Source organism: Lysinibacillus xylanilyticus (genome assembly GCF_001183605.1).
Lineage (GTDB): Bacteria > Bacillota > Bacilli > Bacillales_A > Planococcaceae > Lysinibacillus > Lysinibacillus xylanilyticus.
Genome location: NZ_LFXJ01000009.1, coordinates 51,357 through 70,323, shown reverse-complemented (window position 1 = coordinate 70,323; position 18,967 = coordinate 51,357). Strand labels below are relative to the sequence as shown.

Annotated in this window: 14 protein-coding genes; 11 read left to right on the top strand and 3 right to left on the bottom strand. The window is 37.5% G+C overall.

Annotated features, from left to right (window positions below; translation table 11 throughout):
- Positions 1-464 precede the first annotated feature (464 nt).
- On the bottom strand, positions 465-2,408 hold the full coding sequence (locus tag ACZ11_RS17585) for an ABC transporter ATP-binding protein (RefSeq protein ID WP_049667838.1): 1,944 nt from the start codon (positions 2,406-2,408) through the stop codon (positions 465-467).
- A gap of 231 nt (positions 2,409-2,639) precedes the next feature.
- On the opposite strand from ACZ11_RS17585, the gene ACZ11_RS17580 reads away from it, so the two are divergent.
- The 3 genes from ACZ11_RS17580 to tatC all read left to right on the top strand — a co-directional run bounded on the left by ACZ11_RS17580 (position 2,640) and on the right by tatC (position 4,839).
- Entirely contained in the window at positions 2,640-3,275 is a 636-nt protein-coding gene (locus ACZ11_RS17580; RefSeq protein WP_049667837.1) for a redox-sensing transcriptional repressor Rex, read from the top strand.
- Between the two features lie 538 nt (positions 3,276-3,813).
- The gene (locus ACZ11_RS17575; protein ID WP_049667836.1) at positions 3,814-3,999 is read left to right on the top strand and encodes a twin-arginine translocase TatA/TatE family subunit; all 186 of its coding nucleotides are present in this window, start codon (positions 3,814-3,816) and stop codon (positions 3,997-3,999) included.
- A gap of 18 nt (positions 4,000-4,017) precedes the next feature.
- Positions 4,018-4,839: a twin-arginine translocase subunit TatC gene (gene tatC, locus ACZ11_RS17570; RefSeq protein WP_049667835.1), complete on the top strand. Its 822-nt coding sequence runs from the start codon at positions 4,018-4,020 to the stop codon at positions 4,837-4,839.
- A 94-nt stretch (positions 4,840-4,933) separates the two neighbouring features.
- Here the strand turns inward: tatC and ACZ11_RS17565 are convergent, their stop codons facing one another.
- The gene (locus ACZ11_RS17565) at positions 4,934-5,698 is read right to left on the bottom strand and encodes a CPBP family intramembrane glutamic endopeptidase (RefSeq protein ID WP_049667834.1); all 765 of its coding nucleotides are present in this window, start codon (positions 5,696-5,698) and stop codon (positions 4,934-4,936) included.
- Between the two features lie 173 nt (positions 5,699-5,871).
- On the opposite strand from ACZ11_RS17565, the gene groES reads away from it, so the two are divergent.
- Together groES and groL are read left to right on the top strand one after the other, a co-directional pair.
- The gene (gene groES / locus ACZ11_RS17560; protein WP_049667833.1) at positions 5,872-6,156 is read left to right on the top strand and encodes a co-chaperone GroES; all 285 of its coding nucleotides are present in this window, start codon (positions 5,872-5,874) and stop codon (positions 6,154-6,156) included.
- A gap of 139 nt (positions 6,157-6,295) precedes the next feature.
- A complete protein-coding gene (gene groL / locus ACZ11_RS17555) occupies positions 6,296-7,927 on the top strand; it encodes a chaperonin GroEL (protein WP_049667832.1) in 1,632 nt (543 codons plus the stop codon).
- A gap of 117 nt (positions 7,928-8,044) precedes the next feature.
- Here the strand turns inward: groL and ACZ11_RS17550 are convergent, their stop codons facing one another.
- On the bottom strand, positions 8,045-8,761 hold the full coding sequence (locus ACZ11_RS17550; RefSeq protein ID WP_134008766.1) for a hypothetical protein: 717 nt from the start codon (positions 8,759-8,761) through the stop codon (positions 8,045-8,047).
- Positions 8,762-8,963: 202 nt separating this feature from the next.
- Here ACZ11_RS17550 and ACZ11_RS26815 point away from each other — a divergent pair, with 202 nt between their 5' ends.
- The 6 genes from ACZ11_RS26815 (at position 8,964) to ACZ11_RS17520 (ending at position 18,845) form a co-directional block, all read left to right on the top strand.
- On the top strand, positions 8,964-9,377 hold the full coding sequence (locus ACZ11_RS26815) for a hypothetical protein (protein WP_049667831.1): 414 nt from the start codon (positions 8,964-8,966) through the stop codon (positions 9,375-9,377).
- A 512-nt stretch (positions 9,378-9,889) separates the two neighbouring features.
- On the top strand, positions 9,890-11,227 hold the full coding sequence (locus ACZ11_RS17540; protein WP_049667830.1) for an AAA family ATPase: 1,338 nt from the start codon (positions 9,890-9,892) through the stop codon (positions 11,225-11,227).
- Complete coding sequence (locus tag ACZ11_RS17535; RefSeq protein WP_049667829.1) at positions 11,220-11,951, top strand: hypothetical protein; 732 nt, start codon at positions 11,220-11,222, stop codon at positions 11,949-11,951. Before ACZ11_RS17540 ends, ACZ11_RS17535 begins: the two co-directional genes overlap by 8 nt.
- 894 nt (positions 11,952-12,845) lie before the next feature.
- Positions 12,846-14,018: a glycosyl hydrolase family 18 protein gene (locus ACZ11_RS17530; protein WP_427526274.1), complete on the top strand. Its 1,173-nt coding sequence runs from the start codon at positions 12,846-12,848 to the stop codon at positions 14,016-14,018.
- A gap of 179 nt (positions 14,019-14,197) precedes the next feature.
- Positions 14,198-16,423, top strand: coding sequence for a PepSY1/2 domain-containing protein (locus ACZ11_RS17525; protein ID WP_049667828.1), 2,226 nt, complete (start codon positions 14,198-14,200; stop codon positions 16,421-16,423).
- 193 nt (positions 16,424-16,616) lie between these two features.
- Positions 16,617-18,845, top strand: coding sequence for a YcdB/YcdC domain-containing protein (locus ACZ11_RS17520; RefSeq protein WP_049667827.1), 2,229 nt, complete (start codon positions 16,617-16,619; stop codon positions 18,843-18,845).
- Positions 18,846-18,967 lie beyond the last annotated feature (122 nt).

The window sequence follows — 18,967 nt, the reverse complement described above, 5'->3', positions numbered from 1 at the left end:
TATTAATTATATAGTAAAGAGGTGTTTTAGATTTGATTCTAAAATACCTCTTTTTGCTTTTGTGAAAAAATTGTTGAGAAAACAGAGGGTATAAGAAAATTTGAATCTAGTTAGTTGACAAATTTTTCAGAAAATTATCCACAGGTAAGGTAGAAATAAAACAGCGAACATCCGTACTTATGCACAAAATGTTGATAACTTGTGCATAACTTGTGATTATTCAATATATAGTAGCCTATTTTGCACAGAATGATGTGAATAAAATAATTTTTAATTGTGGACAATGTGGAAAAGTCTGTTGATATGTTGGTATTACTAGATTTATAGTGTGTATAAAGTTGTGGGCATTTTTTGTCGAAAAATAGCACTTGACCAATATATATGAATAATCAACGCGAGTAAAGTAAAAAGCCATGCGACAAGGCACATGGCTTTACAAGCTTTATCCCAATTCAAGAGGGATGTTATAAAATAATATTTTCAAGTTCTTCACTTAGCTCAAGCCATTCCATTTCGAATAACTCATACTGTTCCTTAGCAGTTGATAATTCCTCTTGAAGCTGTGTAATTTTTTCGTGGTCAGTGAAAATCTCGGGATCGCAAAGAGCTTCTTCTAAGCGAGCAACTTCAAGATTTACTTGCTTCATTTTCCCTTCTAGTTCCTCAAGTGTGCGTCTAATTTGGCGCTCCCGTTTTTTAGCCTCTTTATCAATTTTAGAGGTAGAGGTCTTCTCAGGTATATCAGCTTGTACTCGCAGTTGAGCAGCAGCCTTCATTTGTGCAAGTTCTAATAGCTCTTGTTTCTTTTCAAGATAATAATCATAGTCACCTAAGTACTCAAAGGAACCATCGCCAGATAGTTCGATTACTTTAGTAGCTATTCGATTGATGAAATATCGGTCATGCGATACAAATAAGAGCGTTCCAGGAAAATCGATCAGTGCGTTTTCTAGTATCTCTTTACTATCTAAGTCTAAGTGATTGGTAGGCTCATCGAGAATTAAGAAATTTGCCTTTTGCATCATTAACTTAGCTAATGCGAGCCTAGCCTTTTCTCCACCAGATAAAGATGACACGATTTTATCTACATCATCTCCACTGAATAAGAAACGGCCTAGCACCGTGCGAATATCTTTTTCATTCATTAAAGGCCATTCATCCCATAGCTCTTTTAGCACACTTTTATTGCTAGTCAGCTTTGCCTGCTCTTGATCATAATAACCAATTTGAACATTTGTACCATAGCGAATCTCTCCGGAGAGTGGTAGCAAATCTTTGACGATGGTTTTTAATAAAGTTGATTTACCAACGCCATTTGGACCAACAAGTGCAATGCGGTCTTCTCGGAAAGTTCGTAATGTGATGCCGCTTGATATTTTCCTATCGCCATAACCTATAGCTAAGTCATCAACAGATAATACATCGTTACCACTTTGACGCTCAGTTGTAAAACCGAAGCTTGCTGACTTTTCATCACCATCGGGGGATTCCAGCCATTCAGTGCGTTCAAGCATTTTACGACGACTTTGTGCCATTTTAGTAGTAGAAGCACGAGCAATGTTTTTTTGAATAAATTCCTCAAGCTTTGCCTTTTCATCTTGCTGACGTTCAAAAAGCTTCAAATCACGCTCATAATTTTTCGCTTTTTCATCTAAATAGGCACTATAATTGCCTGTATATTTTGTGACCCGATGACGAGAGACTTCGTAGACAATGGAAACAACTTGGTCTAAGAAGTAGCGGTCATGGGAAACAATTAGAATAGCCCCTTCGTAGCCTTTTAAATATGATTCCAACCAAGAGAGGGTTTCAATATCTAAATGGTTAGTAGGTTCATCGAGTATTAATAGGTCAGGTTTACTTAATAGAAGCTTAGCAAGCGCTAACCGAGTTCGTTGTCCCCCTGATAGTGAGCTAATTGGCTTTTCGTAATCATTAGGATAAAACTGCATGCCATGAAGCACAGAACGTGTATCCGATTCATATTGATAGCCACCTGCATCCTTAAAATTATGCTGCAATTGGTCGTATTCAGACATTATTTTTGCATATAAAGTAGGGTTTTCATAAACAGCTGGGTCGGCCATTTGTTGTTCTAATGATCGGATTGTTTGTTCTTGGGCAATAAGCGGCTCAAAAATTGTCATCATTTCATCCCAAATCGACAATGTTGAGTTTAATCCAGCATGCTGCTCTAAGTACCCAATTTGTATACCTTTAGGGATAATAATATCACCAGAGTCGTATGACATTTGACCAGCAATTATTTTAAGTAAAGTAGACTTACCAGCACCGTTACGACCTACTAATGCAACACGGTCACGATGTTGAACCTCTAATTTTACGCCACTTAAAATTTCATCTGCAAGGAAGGATTTATATAGTTGATTGACCTGTAAAACAATCATTCTTGACACCTCAATTCTTCCTTAGTGTAATGGATGAGCGATTGGCTTGCAATGTCGATGCTTTACTTATTCCAAGCTGTCATGTAAGATTGAAACGATTTCTCTTTAGTTAGTGGCGTAAAAGCGCGCCATTAACTAAAGGGAAATACTCTAGTGAATATTATAAACTTAGAAATAGTTAATTAAGCGTGTATCATAAATAGATTTGATACTCTATAAGGAGGAAAAAGTTTGAAACAAGAATTAAAAATTCCACAAGCCACTACGAAAAGACTTCCTCTTTACTATCGATTTATCCAAAACTTTGCGCAAGAAGGCATGGAACGTATTTCGTCGAAGGAACTGAGTGAAGCGATGAAAATTGATTCTGCAACTATTCGCCGTGATTTTTCTTATTTTGGTGCTTTAGGGAAAAAGGGATATGGCTATGATGTGCAGCATCTCTTACAATTTTTTAGTCAAACACTCGATCAACATGAAGCGACAAAAGTAGCGTTAATTGGGGTAGGGAATTTAGGTAGTGCTTTATTAAAATACAATTTCCAAAAAAATCATAATACCCATATCGTTGTGGCATTTGACTCAAAGGCCCCAAAGGAAGGGAAGATGATTAGCAATATTCCTGTTTTTCATCCTGATTTATTGGAAGAAAAGTATGCAGAATATGGAGCGGAGCTTGCAATTTTAACAGTTTCACCACGCTCTGCACAGAAAATGGCTGATAGATTAGCGGCGATGAATGCAAAAGGAATTTTGAACTTTACGCCGGAGCGTATTACTGTACCAGATAAAATGCAACTTTTAACAATCGATTTGTCGGTAGAATTACAGGCACTCATTTATTTAATTCGCAATCAGGAAGAGTGATGATTGTACATAATTTAACTTACTTCGGTGGGTGTACAAACATCCGTACCTGTCGCTACGCTTTCGGTACAAAAGACATCCGCTGAAATAGAGGAACTCAGTCTAAGAACGCCACGTCCTGTGGCAATTTATCTGTGCGAAAGCGCAGCGACAGCAACAGGTTTTCTTTCTGTGCGAAAGCGAAGCGACAGCAACAACACATGACTGAGTGATCAACATCGTTTTGGCCTAAAGCCTCCGGCGGATGTCACGGAAATTGGAAAGAGTAACGGCTAACTGACCTGCATCGGTAAAAGCGCCACGTCCTGTGGCATTACCGAAATGACCGACATCGTGTCGGCCCTCACGCAGGACTAAGCATAAAGCCGATTCCGAACGCAATTATGCCGAGTCATAATTGATAGTATAGCTCATAGTTTCTGTCAATTAGAAGTATGGTATTAAATGAGAGATTGACGAAAAACTTTCACATATAATTAGTTAGCAAAATGGCGAATTATGCGTTAAAATGATGGATATAAAAGAGGAGGTGGCTTTAATGGGTGGTATTGGTCCTATGAGCCTCATTATTATCGGAATTGTCGCATTACTAATTTTCGGTCCTAAGAAGTTACCGGAGCTTGGTAAAGCATTTGGTTCAACATTACGTGAATTCAAAAATGCTACTAAAGGATTAGCCGACGATGATGATGATGACAAGAAAAAGAAAGAACTAGATAAGTAAAGTTAGGATGTTTGAGGAATGAATCCAAAAGATCTAACTGTCATTGAGCATATAGAAGAATTAAGAAAACGGCTTTTCATTGTTGCCGTTTTCTTTGTTCTCGCTATGGCTGGCGGCTTTTTTGTTGCGAAACCGCTTGTTAAATACCTTCAAACTACTGGAGCGAATTATAATATAGAGCTTCATGCGTTTGATGTAGTAACGCCACTTGCAATTTATATCCAAGTCGTTTTTTTAATAGCATTTATCCTATCTTCTCCGGTATTGATGTATCAATTGTGGGCATTTATTAGCCCAGGATTAAGGGACGTGGAACGAAAAGCAACCTTAAGCTATATCCCGTATTCATTTATATTGTTTTTAGCAGGGCTATCTTTTTCATATTTTTTACTATTCCCTTACGTCATAAAGTTTATGATGAATTTATCAAATGAATTAGAAATTCAGCAAACGATTGGCATACATGAATATTTTTCGTTTTTATTTAAGCTTACAATACCTTTTGGTTTTCTTTTCCAATTACCGATTGTCGTCTTGTTCTTTTCACGTATTGGGATTCTATCGCCTGAGTTACTAATTCGTGTTCGTAAGTATTCATACTTTGGTTTATTTGTATGTGCTGCTCTAATCGCACCACCTGAATTAGCTTCACATTTAATGGTTTCAGTACCGTTATTTATGCTTTATGAAATTAGCATTATGATTTCCCGTATTGGCTATAAGAAATACTTAAAATCAGAGGAAATGCGAATGAAGGAAGAACAAGAAGCTGAGCAAAAACGCCAAATCGAAGAGGCACTTGAACAGCAGCGACGTCAAATCGAAGAATTAAATCAATAATAATAGAAGCTCGATGCATATTAGTAGCATCGAGCTTTTTCGTCGTCGTTTATAGAGGTCAAAATCGGTGGGAAGAAAAACTTCCACTGATTTTTTATTGCATTTTTTCTAGTTGTTCAAGAAACTTTTGCAATGGTTCTGCATACAATTGTACAAGTGTCACAAAACCGTTTAGCATGACATGGGCGATAATGGACGTCCAAATGCGTTTTGTTTTGTGATATAAGAAGGCAAAAATCAATCCACAAATTGTATAAAGTAAAATATGTGAGAAGTCGAAATGAATAAGTGCAAAGAAAATGGCGCTTACTATACCGGCTATCCAGAAATTAGTTGTTTGGACAAGCGATCCGAAAATAACACGACGGAAGACGAACTCTTCTAATATTGGTCCAAATACAACAATCGCTAATATTGCAATAGGAGTACCTTTTGCAATAGATACAATATCAGCTGTGTTTTGCGATCCACCTTGGATACCGAATATAGCCATTTCGATAGCTGCGCCAATCATTTGGCCGAAGAAAACTAAGAAGAAACCGATAATCCCCCACATAATTGACAGTGGAATAGTTTCTTTCTTTCCTTGATAAATATCCCAAAACGCTTTATCGCGAGATGTTAGGATTAAACTTAGAATTAACGCAATGGCAAAGCTAAGAGCGATATACCAGCCTTGCGTAAGTGGAGCTGCTTGCTCACTTGGTAAACCGGTTGTACTCATAACAAGCTTGTGAAACGGTTTTGCCAGTAGTATACCTGATATTTGCATGAGGATATAGATCAGTAAAACATAAAGGGCTGTTTTTTTATGTTTATTTATTTTTTGAGAATTATTCACAGTCAAAATCCTTTCCATTCATTATGCTACCTTTCTATTGTAGAGGAATATGGAAAGAAAACAAAATTTTTCGAAGTTCTGACTTGCAAAAAAAAGTGTGATTGATTATCATAATAATTGTGTTAGCACTCGACTAGATAGAGTGCTAATAAACTTTTAAGTATATTTTTAATAATAGGAGGTTGTTTCACTTGTTAAGACCACTAGGAGATCGTATTGTAATCGAACTAATCGAGGTAGAAGAAAAATCTGCATTCGGTATTGTACTGCCAGACTCTGCAAAAGAAAAACCGCAAGAAGGTAAAGTTGTTGCAGTTGGGACAGGTCGCATTTTAGAGAACGGGCAACGTGTAGAGCTTGACGTAAAAGTTGACGACCGCATTATTTTCTCTAAATACTCTGGTACAGAAGTTAAATATGAAGGTAATGAATACCTAATTTTACGCGAAAGCGATATTCTTGCAATTATTGAGTAAGTTAATAAGTTTATTAAAGTAAATGCCTTTAGTGATTGTCACAGATTAATAAGATAGGTGACAATGACAGTATGGCGAAATTTCTATAAATATATTGATCAAGCTTAACGAATATTCCATTCCAGGAGGGTAAATTCAAATGGCAAAAGATATTAAATTCTCAGAAGACGCTCGTTCATTAATGCTACAAGGTGTAGATAAATTAGCAAACGCAGTAAAAATTACTCTAGGGCCTAAAGGTCGTAACGTAGTTTTAGAAAAAAAATTCGGTTCACCACTTATTACAAATGATGGTGTAACAATTGCAAAAGAAATCGAGCTAGAAAACCCATTCGAAAACATGGGTGCAAAATTAGTAGCAGAAGTTGCTTCTAAAACAAATGAAATCGCTGGTGACGGTACAACAACTGCAACAGTATTAGCTCAGGCAATTATTCGTGAAGGTTTGAAAAACGTAACAGCTGGTGCAAACCCTGTAGGCATTCGTAAAGGGATCGACAAAGCAGTTGCAGCAGCTCTAACGGAATTACACGCTATTTCTCGCCCAGTAAGCAACAAAGAAGAAATCGCACAAGTAGCGTCAATCTCTGCTGCTGATGATGAAGTAGGGCAATTAATTGCAGAAGCAATGGAACGTGTGGGTAATGATGGTGTTATTACAATTGAAGAATCTAAAGGCTTCACAACTGAGCTTGATGTAGTTGAAGGTATGCAATTCGACCGTGGTTATGCATCACACTACATGGTAACAGATACAGATAAAATGGAAGCGGTATTAGATAACCCATACATTTTAATTACTGACAAAAAAATTACAAACATCCAAGAAGTATTACCATTATTAGAACAAGTGGTACAACAAGGTCGTCCACTATTAATCATCGCTGAAGATGTTGAAGGTGAAGCTCTTGCAACACTTGTAGTGAACAAACTTCGTGGTACATTCAATGCTGTAGCGGTTAAAGCTCCAGGGTTTGGTGACCGTCGTAAAGCAATGCTTGAAGATATCGCAATCTTAACAGGTGGTCAAGTAATTACTGAAGAATTAGGCTTAGACCTTAAAACAGCTGATATTACATCACTTGGTCGTGCTGCGAAAGTTGTTGTTACAAAAGACAATACAACAATCGTAGAAGGTGTTGGCGGCGCAGATACAATCGAAGGCCGTATTGGTCAAATCCGTGCTCAGCTTGCTGAAACAACTTCAGAATTCGATAAAGAAAAATTACAAGAACGCCTTGCAAAATTAGCAGGCGGTGTAGCAGTAATCAAAGTTGGTGCTGCAACAGAAACAGAACTAAAAGAACGTAAACTACGCATTGAAGATGCTCTTAACTCAACTCGTGCAGCAGTTGAAGAAGGTATCGTATCAGGTGGTGGTACGGCACTTCTTAACGTATATGCAGCAGTTGAAAAAGTTGCAGATGCAGAAGAAGGCGACGTATCAACTGGTGTGAAAATTGTTCTACGTGCTTTAGAAGAGCCAGTTCGTCAAATCGCAAACAATGCTGGTCTTGAAGGCTCAATTATCGTGGATCGCCTAAAACGCGAAGAAATCGGTGTAGGCTTCAACGCTGCAACAGGCGAATGGGTAAACATGATTGAAGCAGGCGTAGTAGACCCAGCGAAAGTAACTCGCTCAGCTCTACAAAACGCAGCATCTGTCGCAGCTCTATTCTTAACAACAGAAGCAGTAGTAGCAGACATTCCAGAATCAGCTCCAGCAATGCCAGATATGTCTGGTATGGGCGGCATGGGCGGAATGATGTAATCTACGGCTCTAGCCAAATAAAAACCACTTCTCAAAATTTGAGAAGTGGTTTTTTTGCTTTGGCGAATATTTTTTAGTGAATCGCTGATAAAACTCCGGAAAAGAGCTTTAGAGTAGTTATTCTTTTTGCTTCAGCCTAAAATCAGAAGAAATATAAGAGATAAGAGCATAATCCAACTCTTCTCCTGCTTGAGTTGATAATTGCACAAGTAAAGATTCTTCGGTATTTGTGGGATGTATAGCGCTTGTTTTTATAGTAATCACTTGAACACCGGTTCTTCTTGGATTTCCAACAATGACTACCTGATTCCCCATTGTATAAACTGCTGTAATATCAAATTGGAACGCTACAATATATAAATCTAAATCAGTTTTATTTTGAAACATCGGAATCGTGAACCCCATATTTTGTTCAAAGTCGTACCATTCAGAAAGAGCAATATCGTAATTCGTAAATAGTCGATGCAGTGCATAATGAATTCTAGTTGGAATATAGCTCCACCGACCGATTGAGCTATGCCAATATTCTTCATAAGCGGGTCTCTTATAGCCTGGATTATTGATGATAACATCATAAGGAATAGTAATGCCATCCTCTATCACCTGTGTAAGTGGTACAAATTTTGACGGGGGAGATAATTCAGGAAAAGGAGGATCAGCAATTGTCTGAGGTTTTATCGGCTCAAGGCTTCTCAAACGATTCTCTAGGCCATTTATTTGTGCTTTAAATCCATTAACTCTATTTGATTCTTTTGCATCGTAAGAAGATACAATGCTCAAATTAAATATTATTAGGCTAATCATACATAAAGATATTTTTTTTACGTTACACATAGATTCACCTCACTAATACTTTGCTCATTAGATGAGGAAATATGTAGGATGGCTGAAAATTGTATAGACATGTTTCCACCTCCATAGTTCTCTTATCAGTCAATTATAGTTTCTAATAAACAATAAAAAGGCAATCCATTAGTTCGTATTTGAACTTCTGGATAGCCTTTTTGCTACAGTCATTTATCTAGGGCTTCCAAATATGTCAGGAAACAAATCTACATGCCTGGTAGGTTTAAACCTGGTAAGCCAGGAAATTGCCCGCCCGGAAATGGCATCGGAAATGGCTGAGGACGTGGTGGGTATGGTTGTGGCGGATATGGTTGCGGAGGACGCGGTGGATATGGTTGTGGTGGATATGGCTGCGGAGGACGCGGTGGATATGGTTGTGGTGGATATGGCTGCGGAGGACGCGGTGGATATGGTTGTGGTGGATATGGCTGCGGAGGGCGCGGTGGGTATGGTTGTGGTGGATATGGCTGCGGAGGGCGCGGTGGGTATGGTTGTGGCGGATATGGCTGTGGAGGACGTGGTGGATATGGCTGTGAAGGGCGCGATGGATAGGGTAATGGGTTTAAAGATGGATATGGGCTACCAGAAGGCATGGAAGGGTTAAACGGAATGTTAACATCAAAATCTTCGGGATTTAATCTAGGATTGACCAATGAAACACACCTTTCTTCATTTTTATTCTCTAACATATGCCCACTATTATGATCGTCATAGGCGTTAAACTCGGTGAATGATCGACATATGAATTATTCAATCATTTATGCCTCGGTATAATTGCCGCTGTCGCTTCGCTTTCGCGCAGAAAACATTTTGTAGCTGACGCTCTGCTTTCGCGCAGAAAACATTTTGTAGCTGACGCTCTGCTTTCGCGCAGAAAACATTTTGTAGCTGACGCTCTGCTTTCGCGCAGAAAACATTTTGTAGCTGACGCTCTGCTTTCGCGCAGAAAACATTTTGTAGCTGACGCTCTGCTTTCGCGCAGAAAACATTTTGTAGCTGACGCTCTGCTTTCGCTACAGAAAATAATTGCTAAAAGAGATTAAAACGGAAAATGTTATAAAATATATCAAATTTAATTATAATAGAAAGAAATATCATTAAAGGATGTTTAAATAAATGACCATTATAAAAATAAAGAAAATAAAGGTACAAAATTTACGAAATGTACGTCATGGTGAAATTATTTTAGCGGTAAATTTTGAGACGTTTTTTAAGCCCGATGTTGTAGGTTTATATGGACAAAACGGTTCTGGGAAAACAACTATTGTTGATGCATTTGGCTTGTTAAAGGCACTTATCTCCGGCTGGATTGCTGAAATTAAATTACCATCTCAGGAAAAGAAATTAATTATGGCAGGGGAGGATATGGCAAGTATTGAGTTCGAGTTTCTAGTAGAAAATCAATTTGGCACATTTTTTCTCAATTATTATGTAGAGTTACAAGAAGATGAAAACAGACTGTACACAACGGTTGAACGTTTAGCTTACAGAGAAAACGAGAAAGGGAAGCGTTCAAAGATTCTAATTAATGTTACAGTGGAAGACATACAACTACGTAAAGCAAATCTTTCTGATATGAATGAAAAAACGCGTATCCAATTACTAGTCACTCATCAATTAGCTAAAAAACAATATATGTCCTTTATCTTTCACAAAGATTTAAAGCCATTATTACAGGACAGGTTGTCAGAGCTAGAAATGCAATTGCTTCATAATTTAGCAATAGATTTTAATCGGGATTTACATGTCGTTAATAATCAAAATATCGCACCGTTATATGAAGAGCGCAGTATGCCCTTTAGTATTCATCTTGAAAAAACTCGTGGTTCTATCCCTTATAATTTGAAGGGGCCAGCGTTATTGCCAGAGGATGCATTTTACGTGTTATGTGAAGTAATAGAGCAAAGTAATCAAGTATTATCAGCGATTATTCCTGGTCTGTCTATAAAGATTAATGTGCTTACAAAACAAACTATGGATAACGGGGAAAAAGGAATCCGTTTTGAATTTTTATCGCAGCGAGGGGAACGCGAATTACCACTACGGACAGAGTCAGAGGGAATTTTGAAAATTATTTCTGTACTCAGTGTACTCATTGCAGTTTATAATAACCCAAATGCTTGTGTAGTGATTGATGAATTAGATTCTGGTGTTTTTGAATATTTGTTAGGCGAGTTGTTAACAGTGATTGATGAGGGCGGAAAAGGTCAGCTTATTTTTACGTCTCATAATTTACGTGTGTTAGAGGTGCTAGCTATTAAAAACTTATGGTTCACGACAACGAATGAGGATCGTCGTTATATACAGCTAAAGGGTATTAAAGAGGTAAATAATGCTCGAGATGTTTATTTACGTGCAATTCAGTTGGGCGGACAGGATGAAGATGTATATAAGGAAACGAAGACATTTAAAATTAAGCGTGCCTTTAGAAAAGCGGGTGTACAGCGTGACTAAAAAAGTTCTTTTAATCATTGTAGAGGGACAGACGGAGCAAATTGTTTTAGAGGATTTTCTAGATGAACATTTTGCAAATTCAACGATACGATTCGATGTACAACGGGAGGACATTTTAACCAAATGGGATGCAAATAAACGGATACCTAATATAAAAAATAGTGTTACTCGAGTGATTCAGAACTATTTGGAGAAGTATAAGTTTTTAGCGAAAGATTTAACCGCTGTTGTTCATATTACTGATGCTGACGGTTGTTTTATTGCCCCTGAATTTGTCAAGGTGAAGGAAGATATCGGGCAAAATTTATTCTATACAGAAGATGCGATATTGGTGAAATCTGAGAAGCGTAAGGAGCAAATCGAACAACGAAATGAAATGAAGGCGAATAATGCTAAAATCCTTATGGCAAATGATCATTTTAGCATTCATCGATTAAGAATACCGTATCAGCTATTCTATTTTTCTACAAACTTAGAGCATGTACTATGGGATGAGCGTAATGAAGTAGCAACGGAAAAGGTGCAAAAGGCTGATGAATTTATGGAAAGTTTATCGAGTTCCATAGATGAATATTTAAAAGAGTATCTTCCAGTTAATTCAGAGCTTCCGTATAAAGAAAAAATGAAAATGAGCTGGTCATTTTTAATGGAGGGCTGTAATTCGTTACAGCGCGGAACGAATGTGCCACTATTATTTGAAATGATTAAATCAGATGTACAATAAAGTGAAACTTTAATCAGTGGGGGTTCTTTATTCCCCACTGATTATTAGTCTTCACCAATCGGGCTTTTACGGGCAGTTAACTTTCACCTAGTTTCTTTGCGATTAGTACAGATAAATTACTGCCCGTTAAAGCGGGATAAAGTGAAACTTTAATCAGTGGGGGTTCTTTATTCCCCGCTGATTATTAGTCTTCACCAATCGGGCTTTTACGGGCAGTTAACTTTCACCTAGTTTCTTTGCGATTAGTACAGATAAATTACTGCCCGTTAAAGCGGGATAAAGTGAAACTTTAATCAGTGGGGGTTCTTTATTCCCCGCTGATTATTAGTCTTCACCAATCGGGCTTTTACGGGCAGTTAACTTTCACCTAGTTTCTTTGCTTTTAGTACAGATAAATTACTGCCCGTTAAAGCGGGATAAAGTGAAACTTTAATCAGTGGGGGTTCTTTATTTCCGACGGGTTATTAGTTTTCATTAAAACGAGAGGGTTGATTTCAATTCCGACTGGGAGCTTTCCTGGCGGAGTCGAAGCAGCAGATGTTTATTGCGCGAAAGCGAAGCGGCAGCGGCAGATGTTTATTGCGCGAAAGCGAAGCGGCAGCAATAACAAATATGGTAGAAGCTCGACGCTTGCTCGCAGAAAAAAGGTCCATTCGCTAGAAAGCGATGGATTTTTTTGTTCAGGGAATTTGTTCTTACGGAGCAATGACATTTTTTTCTTTCCGAGTTCATAAGCTTTATAGGTGTGATTTTATCAAGCTAGAAGGAGGCACTGACATTCAAATACATGTTGTTCGGGCAGGAGAGTCCTTATGGGGTATTGCGCAGTCATACGGGACAACAGTTCAAAGTATTGTAGATGCCAATCAAATTCCTGAACCAAATCGATTAGTTATAGGGCAAGCTCTTGTAATACCGATTGTCGGAAATTTCTATTATGTGCAGTCAGGAGATAGTCTATATTCAATCGGTCAACGCTTTGGCATAAATTATTTAACGCTTGCACAAGTGAACAATATTAGTCCGAGTCAACCTTTATCGATAGGTATGCGACTTTATATTCCACCTCAACCAAAAACAAGAGCTGAAACATTGGCATATTTAGAGCCGAAAGGGACATTCGTTAGTGAGGCATTACTGAGTCAAGCAAGAGAAGCTGGTCCATTTTTAACTTATCTTGCTCTATTTAGCTATGAGGCAAGACGAGATGGGACGCTTAAGGTACCTCCGAGTCAAGGTGTGGCGCAAATTGCAAATGATACAGGTGCTTCTCTAGCAATGGTTGTCTCAAATTTGGAGAATTTTAGTTTTAGCGGTGATTTAGCGAGAGATATTTTTCAAAGTACGGCCGTACAGGATTTGCTCTTCAATAATATTCTTGAAGAGGCAAAGCGTTTAGGAACTGTTAAAGATATTCATTTTGATTTTGAGAATTTGCCAGGCGATCAACGAGAAGCGTATAACAACTTTTTAAGGAGAGCGGTGAGCCGATTCCATCCACAGGGATATACCGTATCGACAGCGCTAGCTCCAAAAACAAGTGCTAGTGAGCGAGGTCCCTGGACGGAGGGGCATGATTATAAAGCACATGGAGAAATAGTGGATTTTGTCATGTTAATGACTTATGAATGGGGTTATTCTGCAGGGCCACCTATGGCAGTATCGCCACTCCCAGAGGTAGAAGCGGTTGTTAAATATGCAGTCAGTGAGATACCTCGGAATAAAATTATACTTGGACAGAATTTATATGGGTATGACTGGACATTGCCTTTTGTACAGGGTGGGCCTAATGCAGAAGCGGTTAGTCCACAAAGAGCAATCGAGATTGCTAAGAAATATAATGCTGCTATCCAGTTTGATTTGAGATCTCAAGCACCGTTCTTTGAATACTATGATGAGCAAGGTAAAGCACATGTGGTGTGGTTCGAGGATGCAAGATCCATTCAAGCGAAGTTTAATTTAATCAAACGGTATAAACTTCGAGGAGTAGGCTATTGGAAGTTGGGTCTACCATTCCCTCAAAATTGGTTATTAATCGGGTCAAACTTTGATGTAGTAAAGAAATAAGAAATTTAGGGAGCAATCAATTTCGCCTTGGCGTAGCTGACGTTTTGCTTTCGCATCGAAACATTTAATAGCTCTATGTTCATTCTATTTCTAATAAACATAAATAACTCGAGAACATAATTTCCATTTATGGAAATGTATATTATAATTATGGTAAATGATAATATAGGAGGGGTTTTTTGGTAAATCTTAAAAAGTTAGGTATTATATTAACGTCTACTGCATTTTCTGTTAGTGTACTTTCGCCAATGGCACAAGCTTCAGCAAATGTAAAAGAACCGCAAGAGAGAGTTGCAATTCAAATTGCTTCAACAGAAACAAAAGTAACGAAAAATATGCTTATTAAGCAATTGAATACACTATTCCCAGGCAAGTTCAATTTTGTAACAGAGAAAGATTTCTCAATGGGGCAAGGGCATTACTTTAATGATGATAAAACGGTGCGCTATGATTTAAGTTTCCACAAGGTAATCAATGGTAAAGATGTATATGGTGGTTTTACTTTTAAAGGCGAAGATTTAGAATTAGAAAATTTCTACTACCAACCTGCAAATATAGCGGATGCATTGTACCCAGTGAAGTATTCAGAGGGTGATGCAAAAAAAATTGCCCAAGACTTCCTAAAGAAATTGCCGAACACTGCGAATTACAAACTTCGTGAAGACAATGTATATGGTGATTTTAATTTTAATAGACCTTTATCTGAGCCAATTACGTATTCATTCTCTTATTCACCTACACACAATGGTGTACCACTTAGTAATCAGTTTATCGATATTACAGTTCTAGCAAATGGTGAAGTTACAAGTATGTATCGTAATACTGAGTCAACGAGTAAGGCTACATTTGATAACTTAGATCAGAAAAAGAATGAGTCAGACATACTTGCACAAGTTCGCGAAAATTTATCAATAGATTTACGTTATATGATTGACTATAACTACCAAACAGGTGAATCTATTGCCAAGCTTGTGTATATGCCGCCAACAAGCTTTAATGGTGTGCATGCAATAAATGGGCAGTGGCAAACAATGAAGGGTTTCACTTCTGAAGTACCAAAGACAAAAAGTGTAGAAAAACTAGCATCGCAGCCACTAGAACCTAGAAAAAAAGGTATTACATTAGCAGAAGTTGAAGAGTTAGCTAAGTCATTTTTAAAAGTTGATTCTGACAAAGTAAAGCTACAACTTGAATCGGTTGATGAAAGAGAAAACGAAAATGGTGAGACAATTTATTCAGTGAATTATATGTATCAATCTGGAAACCATGGTTATGGTTCGTCATTTGAAGTGAATAAGGCAACAGGTGAGGTTATCAACTACTGGGATGTACGTAGAGAGTTCAATGAGAAAGATAATAAAGTAGAACCAATTTCAAAAGATGCAGCGTTAGCAAAAGCGATCGACTACTTAAAAGAGTGGGCTCCGTCATATATTCATAACTATTCAAAGCCAATAGAAGATACAGTATATGACAAACAAGAAAAACAGTATTACTTCTCCTTCCCACGTATTGTCAATGGCATTGCCGTAGTAGGGGATGAAATTTCTGTTGGTATTAGTGCAGATGGGAAATTAAGTGCATTAAATGTTAGTAATCGAAAAGTTGATAATTGGCCGTCTGTAAACAAAGCTGTTCCTGCTGATAAAGCAAAAGCAACGTTCAGTAAGGGGCTAAAATTGGAGCTCCAGTATGCAAAACAGGATGGTGAGGATAATCACCACTATGATTTAGTATACTCTCCAGTTTATAATGGAAGCTTGTTCAATAGTATTGATGCAACAACTGGTGAATGGCTTCAAAAAGTTGATGATTCTAAAGAAAAACCAGCCATTTCACATCCAACAGCTGGAGGAGAATTAACTTATTTACTACGCCAAAACGTGTTAGAGGTTAAAGACCCAGCACACTTTAATGCTGATACAGCTGTAACAAAAGGAGAAGCTTTGAAAATTTTAGTTAAATCCTTAACATACGGATATGATTACGGTCCGTATGGAAGAGATGACGATACGCAATCCTTTAATAATATTGACAAAAATCATCCATTATATGGAACCGTTGAACAAGCCGTAAGAATGGGTATTTTACAACCGGCGAATCAATTCGCAGTAGATACAACATTGACTCGTCAAGAGCTGGCAGAATGGTTAGTACGTGTTCTAAATTTAGAAAGTGCTGCTAAGCATAGTGACATTTACAAATTAAACTTTGCCGATGCAAGCTCAATTGACAAAGCGTACGCAGGTTATATTGCTTTAGCAAGTGCAATGGGACTAATTGATGCACAGCAAAATAAAAAATTCAATCCTACAGAGAAAGTGACTTATGCAGATTTGGCTATATCTACAGTTCGTCTAGCAAAGGCTATTAATGAGGAAAACAGTGGCCGCCGTTACTATTAGTAAACGATAATTTATACATGAAAGGGCATCTCCTGATTTTAGGGGATGCCCTTTTTAACTTCTTTAAATGAAGAGATAAAATAGCTCTATGTCCATTCTATTTTCTAATAAAAATAAATAATCCGAAAACATCATTTCTATTTCTGGAAATCTATACTATAATAATGGTAAATGATAATCTAGGAGGTATATTATGGTAAAGTTTAAAAAAATAGGAATCATATTAACGTCTACTGCTTTTTCTGTTGGTGTACTTTCGCCAATGGCACAAGCTTCAGCAAATGTAAAAGAACCGCAAGAGAGAGTTGCAATTCAAGTTGCTTCAACAGAAACAAAAGTAACGAAAAATATGCTTATTAAGCAATTGAATACACTATTCCCAGGTAAGTTCAATTTTGTAACAGAGAAAGATTTCTCAATGGGGCAAGGGCATTACTATAATGATGATAAAACAGTGCGCTATGATTTAAATTTCCATAAGACAATAAATGGAAAAGATGCTTATGGTAGTTTTACTTTTAAAGGCGAAGATTTAGAAATAGAAAATTTCTACTACCAACCTGCAAATATAGCGGATGCATTGTACCCAGTAAAGTATTCAGAGGTGGAGGCAAAGAAAATTGCCCAGGACTTCCTAAAGAAATTGCCGAACACTGCGAATTACAAGCTTCGTGAAGACAGTATTTTTGGTGATTTTGGTTCAAGCTTTAGTAGACCATTAACTGAACCAATTACGTATTCATTCACTTATTCACCAACATATAATGGTGTACTAATTAGTGATGAGTCTATTAATATTGCAGTTCTAGCGAATGGTGAAGTTACAAATATGTATCGTAATACCGAGTCAACTAGTAAGGCAACATTTGATAACTTAGAACAGAAAAAGAATGAGTCAGATATACTTGCACAAGTTCGCGAAAATTTGTCAGTAGATTTACGTTATATGGCTGACTACAATTACCAAACAGGTGAAGCTAGTGCTAAGCTTGTGTATATGCCGTCAACAGGCTTCAAAGGTGTACATGCAATAAATGGGCAGTGGCAAACAATGAATGGCTTCACTTCTGAAGTACCAAAGGCAACTGGTGTAGAAAAACTTGCATCGCAACCACTTGCGCCTAGAAAGAAGGATATTACAGTAGCAGAAGTTGAAGAGTTAGCTAAATCTTTCTTAAAAGTAAATTCAGACAAAGTAAAGCTACAAATCGAATCAGTTAGTGAAAGAGAAAATGATAATGGCGAAACAATTTACGATGTGAATTATATGTATTATCATGGAAATGGAGGTTCGGGCACATCATTTGAAGTGAACAAGGCAACAGGTGAGATTACAGACTACTGGGATATTCGTAGAGATTTCGAGGATACAGATGATAAAGTAAAACCAATTTCAAAAGATGCTGCATTAGCAAAAGCAATCGACTATTTAAAAGAGTGGGCTCCGTCATATATTCATAACTATTCAAAACCAATAGAAGATACTGCATATGACAAATACAGCAAACAGTATTACTTCTCCTTCCCGCGTATTGTCAATGGCATTGCGGTATTAGGGGATGAAATTTCTGTTGGTATCAGTGCAGATGGGAAATTAAGTGCTTTACATGTTAATAATCGTAAGATTGATAATTGGCCGTCTGTAAACAAAGCTATTCCTGCTGATAAAGCGAAAGCAACAATCAGTGAGGGGTTAAAATTGGAGCTCCAGTATGCAAAACAGGATGGTGAGGATAATCACCACTATGATTTAGTATACTCTCCAGTTTATAATGGAAGCTTGTTCAATAGTATTGATGCAACAACTGGTGAATGGCTTCAAAAAGTTGATGATTCTAAAGAAAAACCAGCCATTTCACATCCAACAGCTGGAGGAGAATTAACTTATTTACTACGCCAAAACGTGTTAGAGGTTAAAGACCCTGCACACTTTAATGCTGATACAGCTGTAACAAAGGGAGAAGCTTTAAAAATCTTAGTTAAATCATTATCATACGGATATGATTTTGGTCCGAATGGAAGAGACAACGATACGCAATCCTTTAATAATATTGACAAAAAGCATCCATTATATAAAGTCGTTGAACAAGCGGTAAGAATGGGTATTTTACAACCGGGGAATCAATTTGCAGTAGATACAACATTGACTCGTCAAGAGCTGGCTGAATGGTTAGTACGTGTACTAAATTTAGAAAGTGTTGCTAAGCATAGTGACATTTACAAATTAAACTTTACTGATGCAAGCTCAATTGACAAAGCGTACGCAGGTTATGTTGCTTTAGTGAGTGCAATGGGGCTAATTGATGGACAGCAAAATAAATTCAATGCTACTGAAAAAGTGACATATGCAGATTTGGCTGTATCTACAGTTCGTCTAGCGAAGGCTGCCTATGAACAAAACAACGACCGCCGTTACTATTAATTAATAATTTAGAAATGAGAGGGCATCTCCTAAAGAGGGATGCCCTTTTTGTGTAAACAGTAAAGCAAAAGGATTGCTGTATAGAAGTTTATATGTTATTATTATCTCGAATTAAAGATAAA

Bases quoted from the DNA above. Each gene is read 5' to 3' on its own strand.
- ACZ11_RS17585 (WP_049667838.1), bottom strand. From the start codon at position 2,408: ATGATTGTTTTACAGGTCAATCAACTATATAAATCCTTCCTTGCAGAT.
- ACZ11_RS26815 (WP_049667831.1), top strand. From the start codon at position 8,964: ATGTCAGGAAACAAATCTACATGCCTGGTAGGTTTAAACCTGGTAAGC.
- ACZ11_RS17520 (WP_049667827.1), top strand. From the start codon at position 16,617: ATGGTAAAGTTTAAAAAAATAGGAATCATATTAACGTCTACTGCTTTT.
- ACZ11_RS17540 (WP_049667830.1), top strand. From the start codon at position 9,890: ATGACCATTATAAAAATAAAGAAAATAAAGGTACAAAATTTACGAAAT.
- ACZ11_RS17550 (WP_134008766.1), bottom strand. From the start codon at position 8,761: ATGTGTAACGTAAAAAAAATATCTTTATGTATGATTAGCCTAATAATA.
- groL (WP_049667832.1), top strand. From the start codon at position 6,296: ATGGCAAAAGATATTAAATTCTCAGAAGACGCTCGTTCATTAATGCTA.
- tatC (WP_049667835.1), top strand. From the start codon at position 4,018: ATGAATCCAAAAGATCTAACTGTCATTGAGCATATAGAAGAATTAAGA.
- ACZ11_RS17575 (WP_049667836.1), top strand. From the start codon at position 3,814: ATGGGTGGTATTGGTCCTATGAGCCTCATTATTATCGGAATTGTCGCA.
- ACZ11_RS17565 (WP_049667834.1), bottom strand. From the start codon at position 5,698: ATGGAAAGGATTTTGACTGTGAATAATTCTCAAAAAATAAATAAACAT.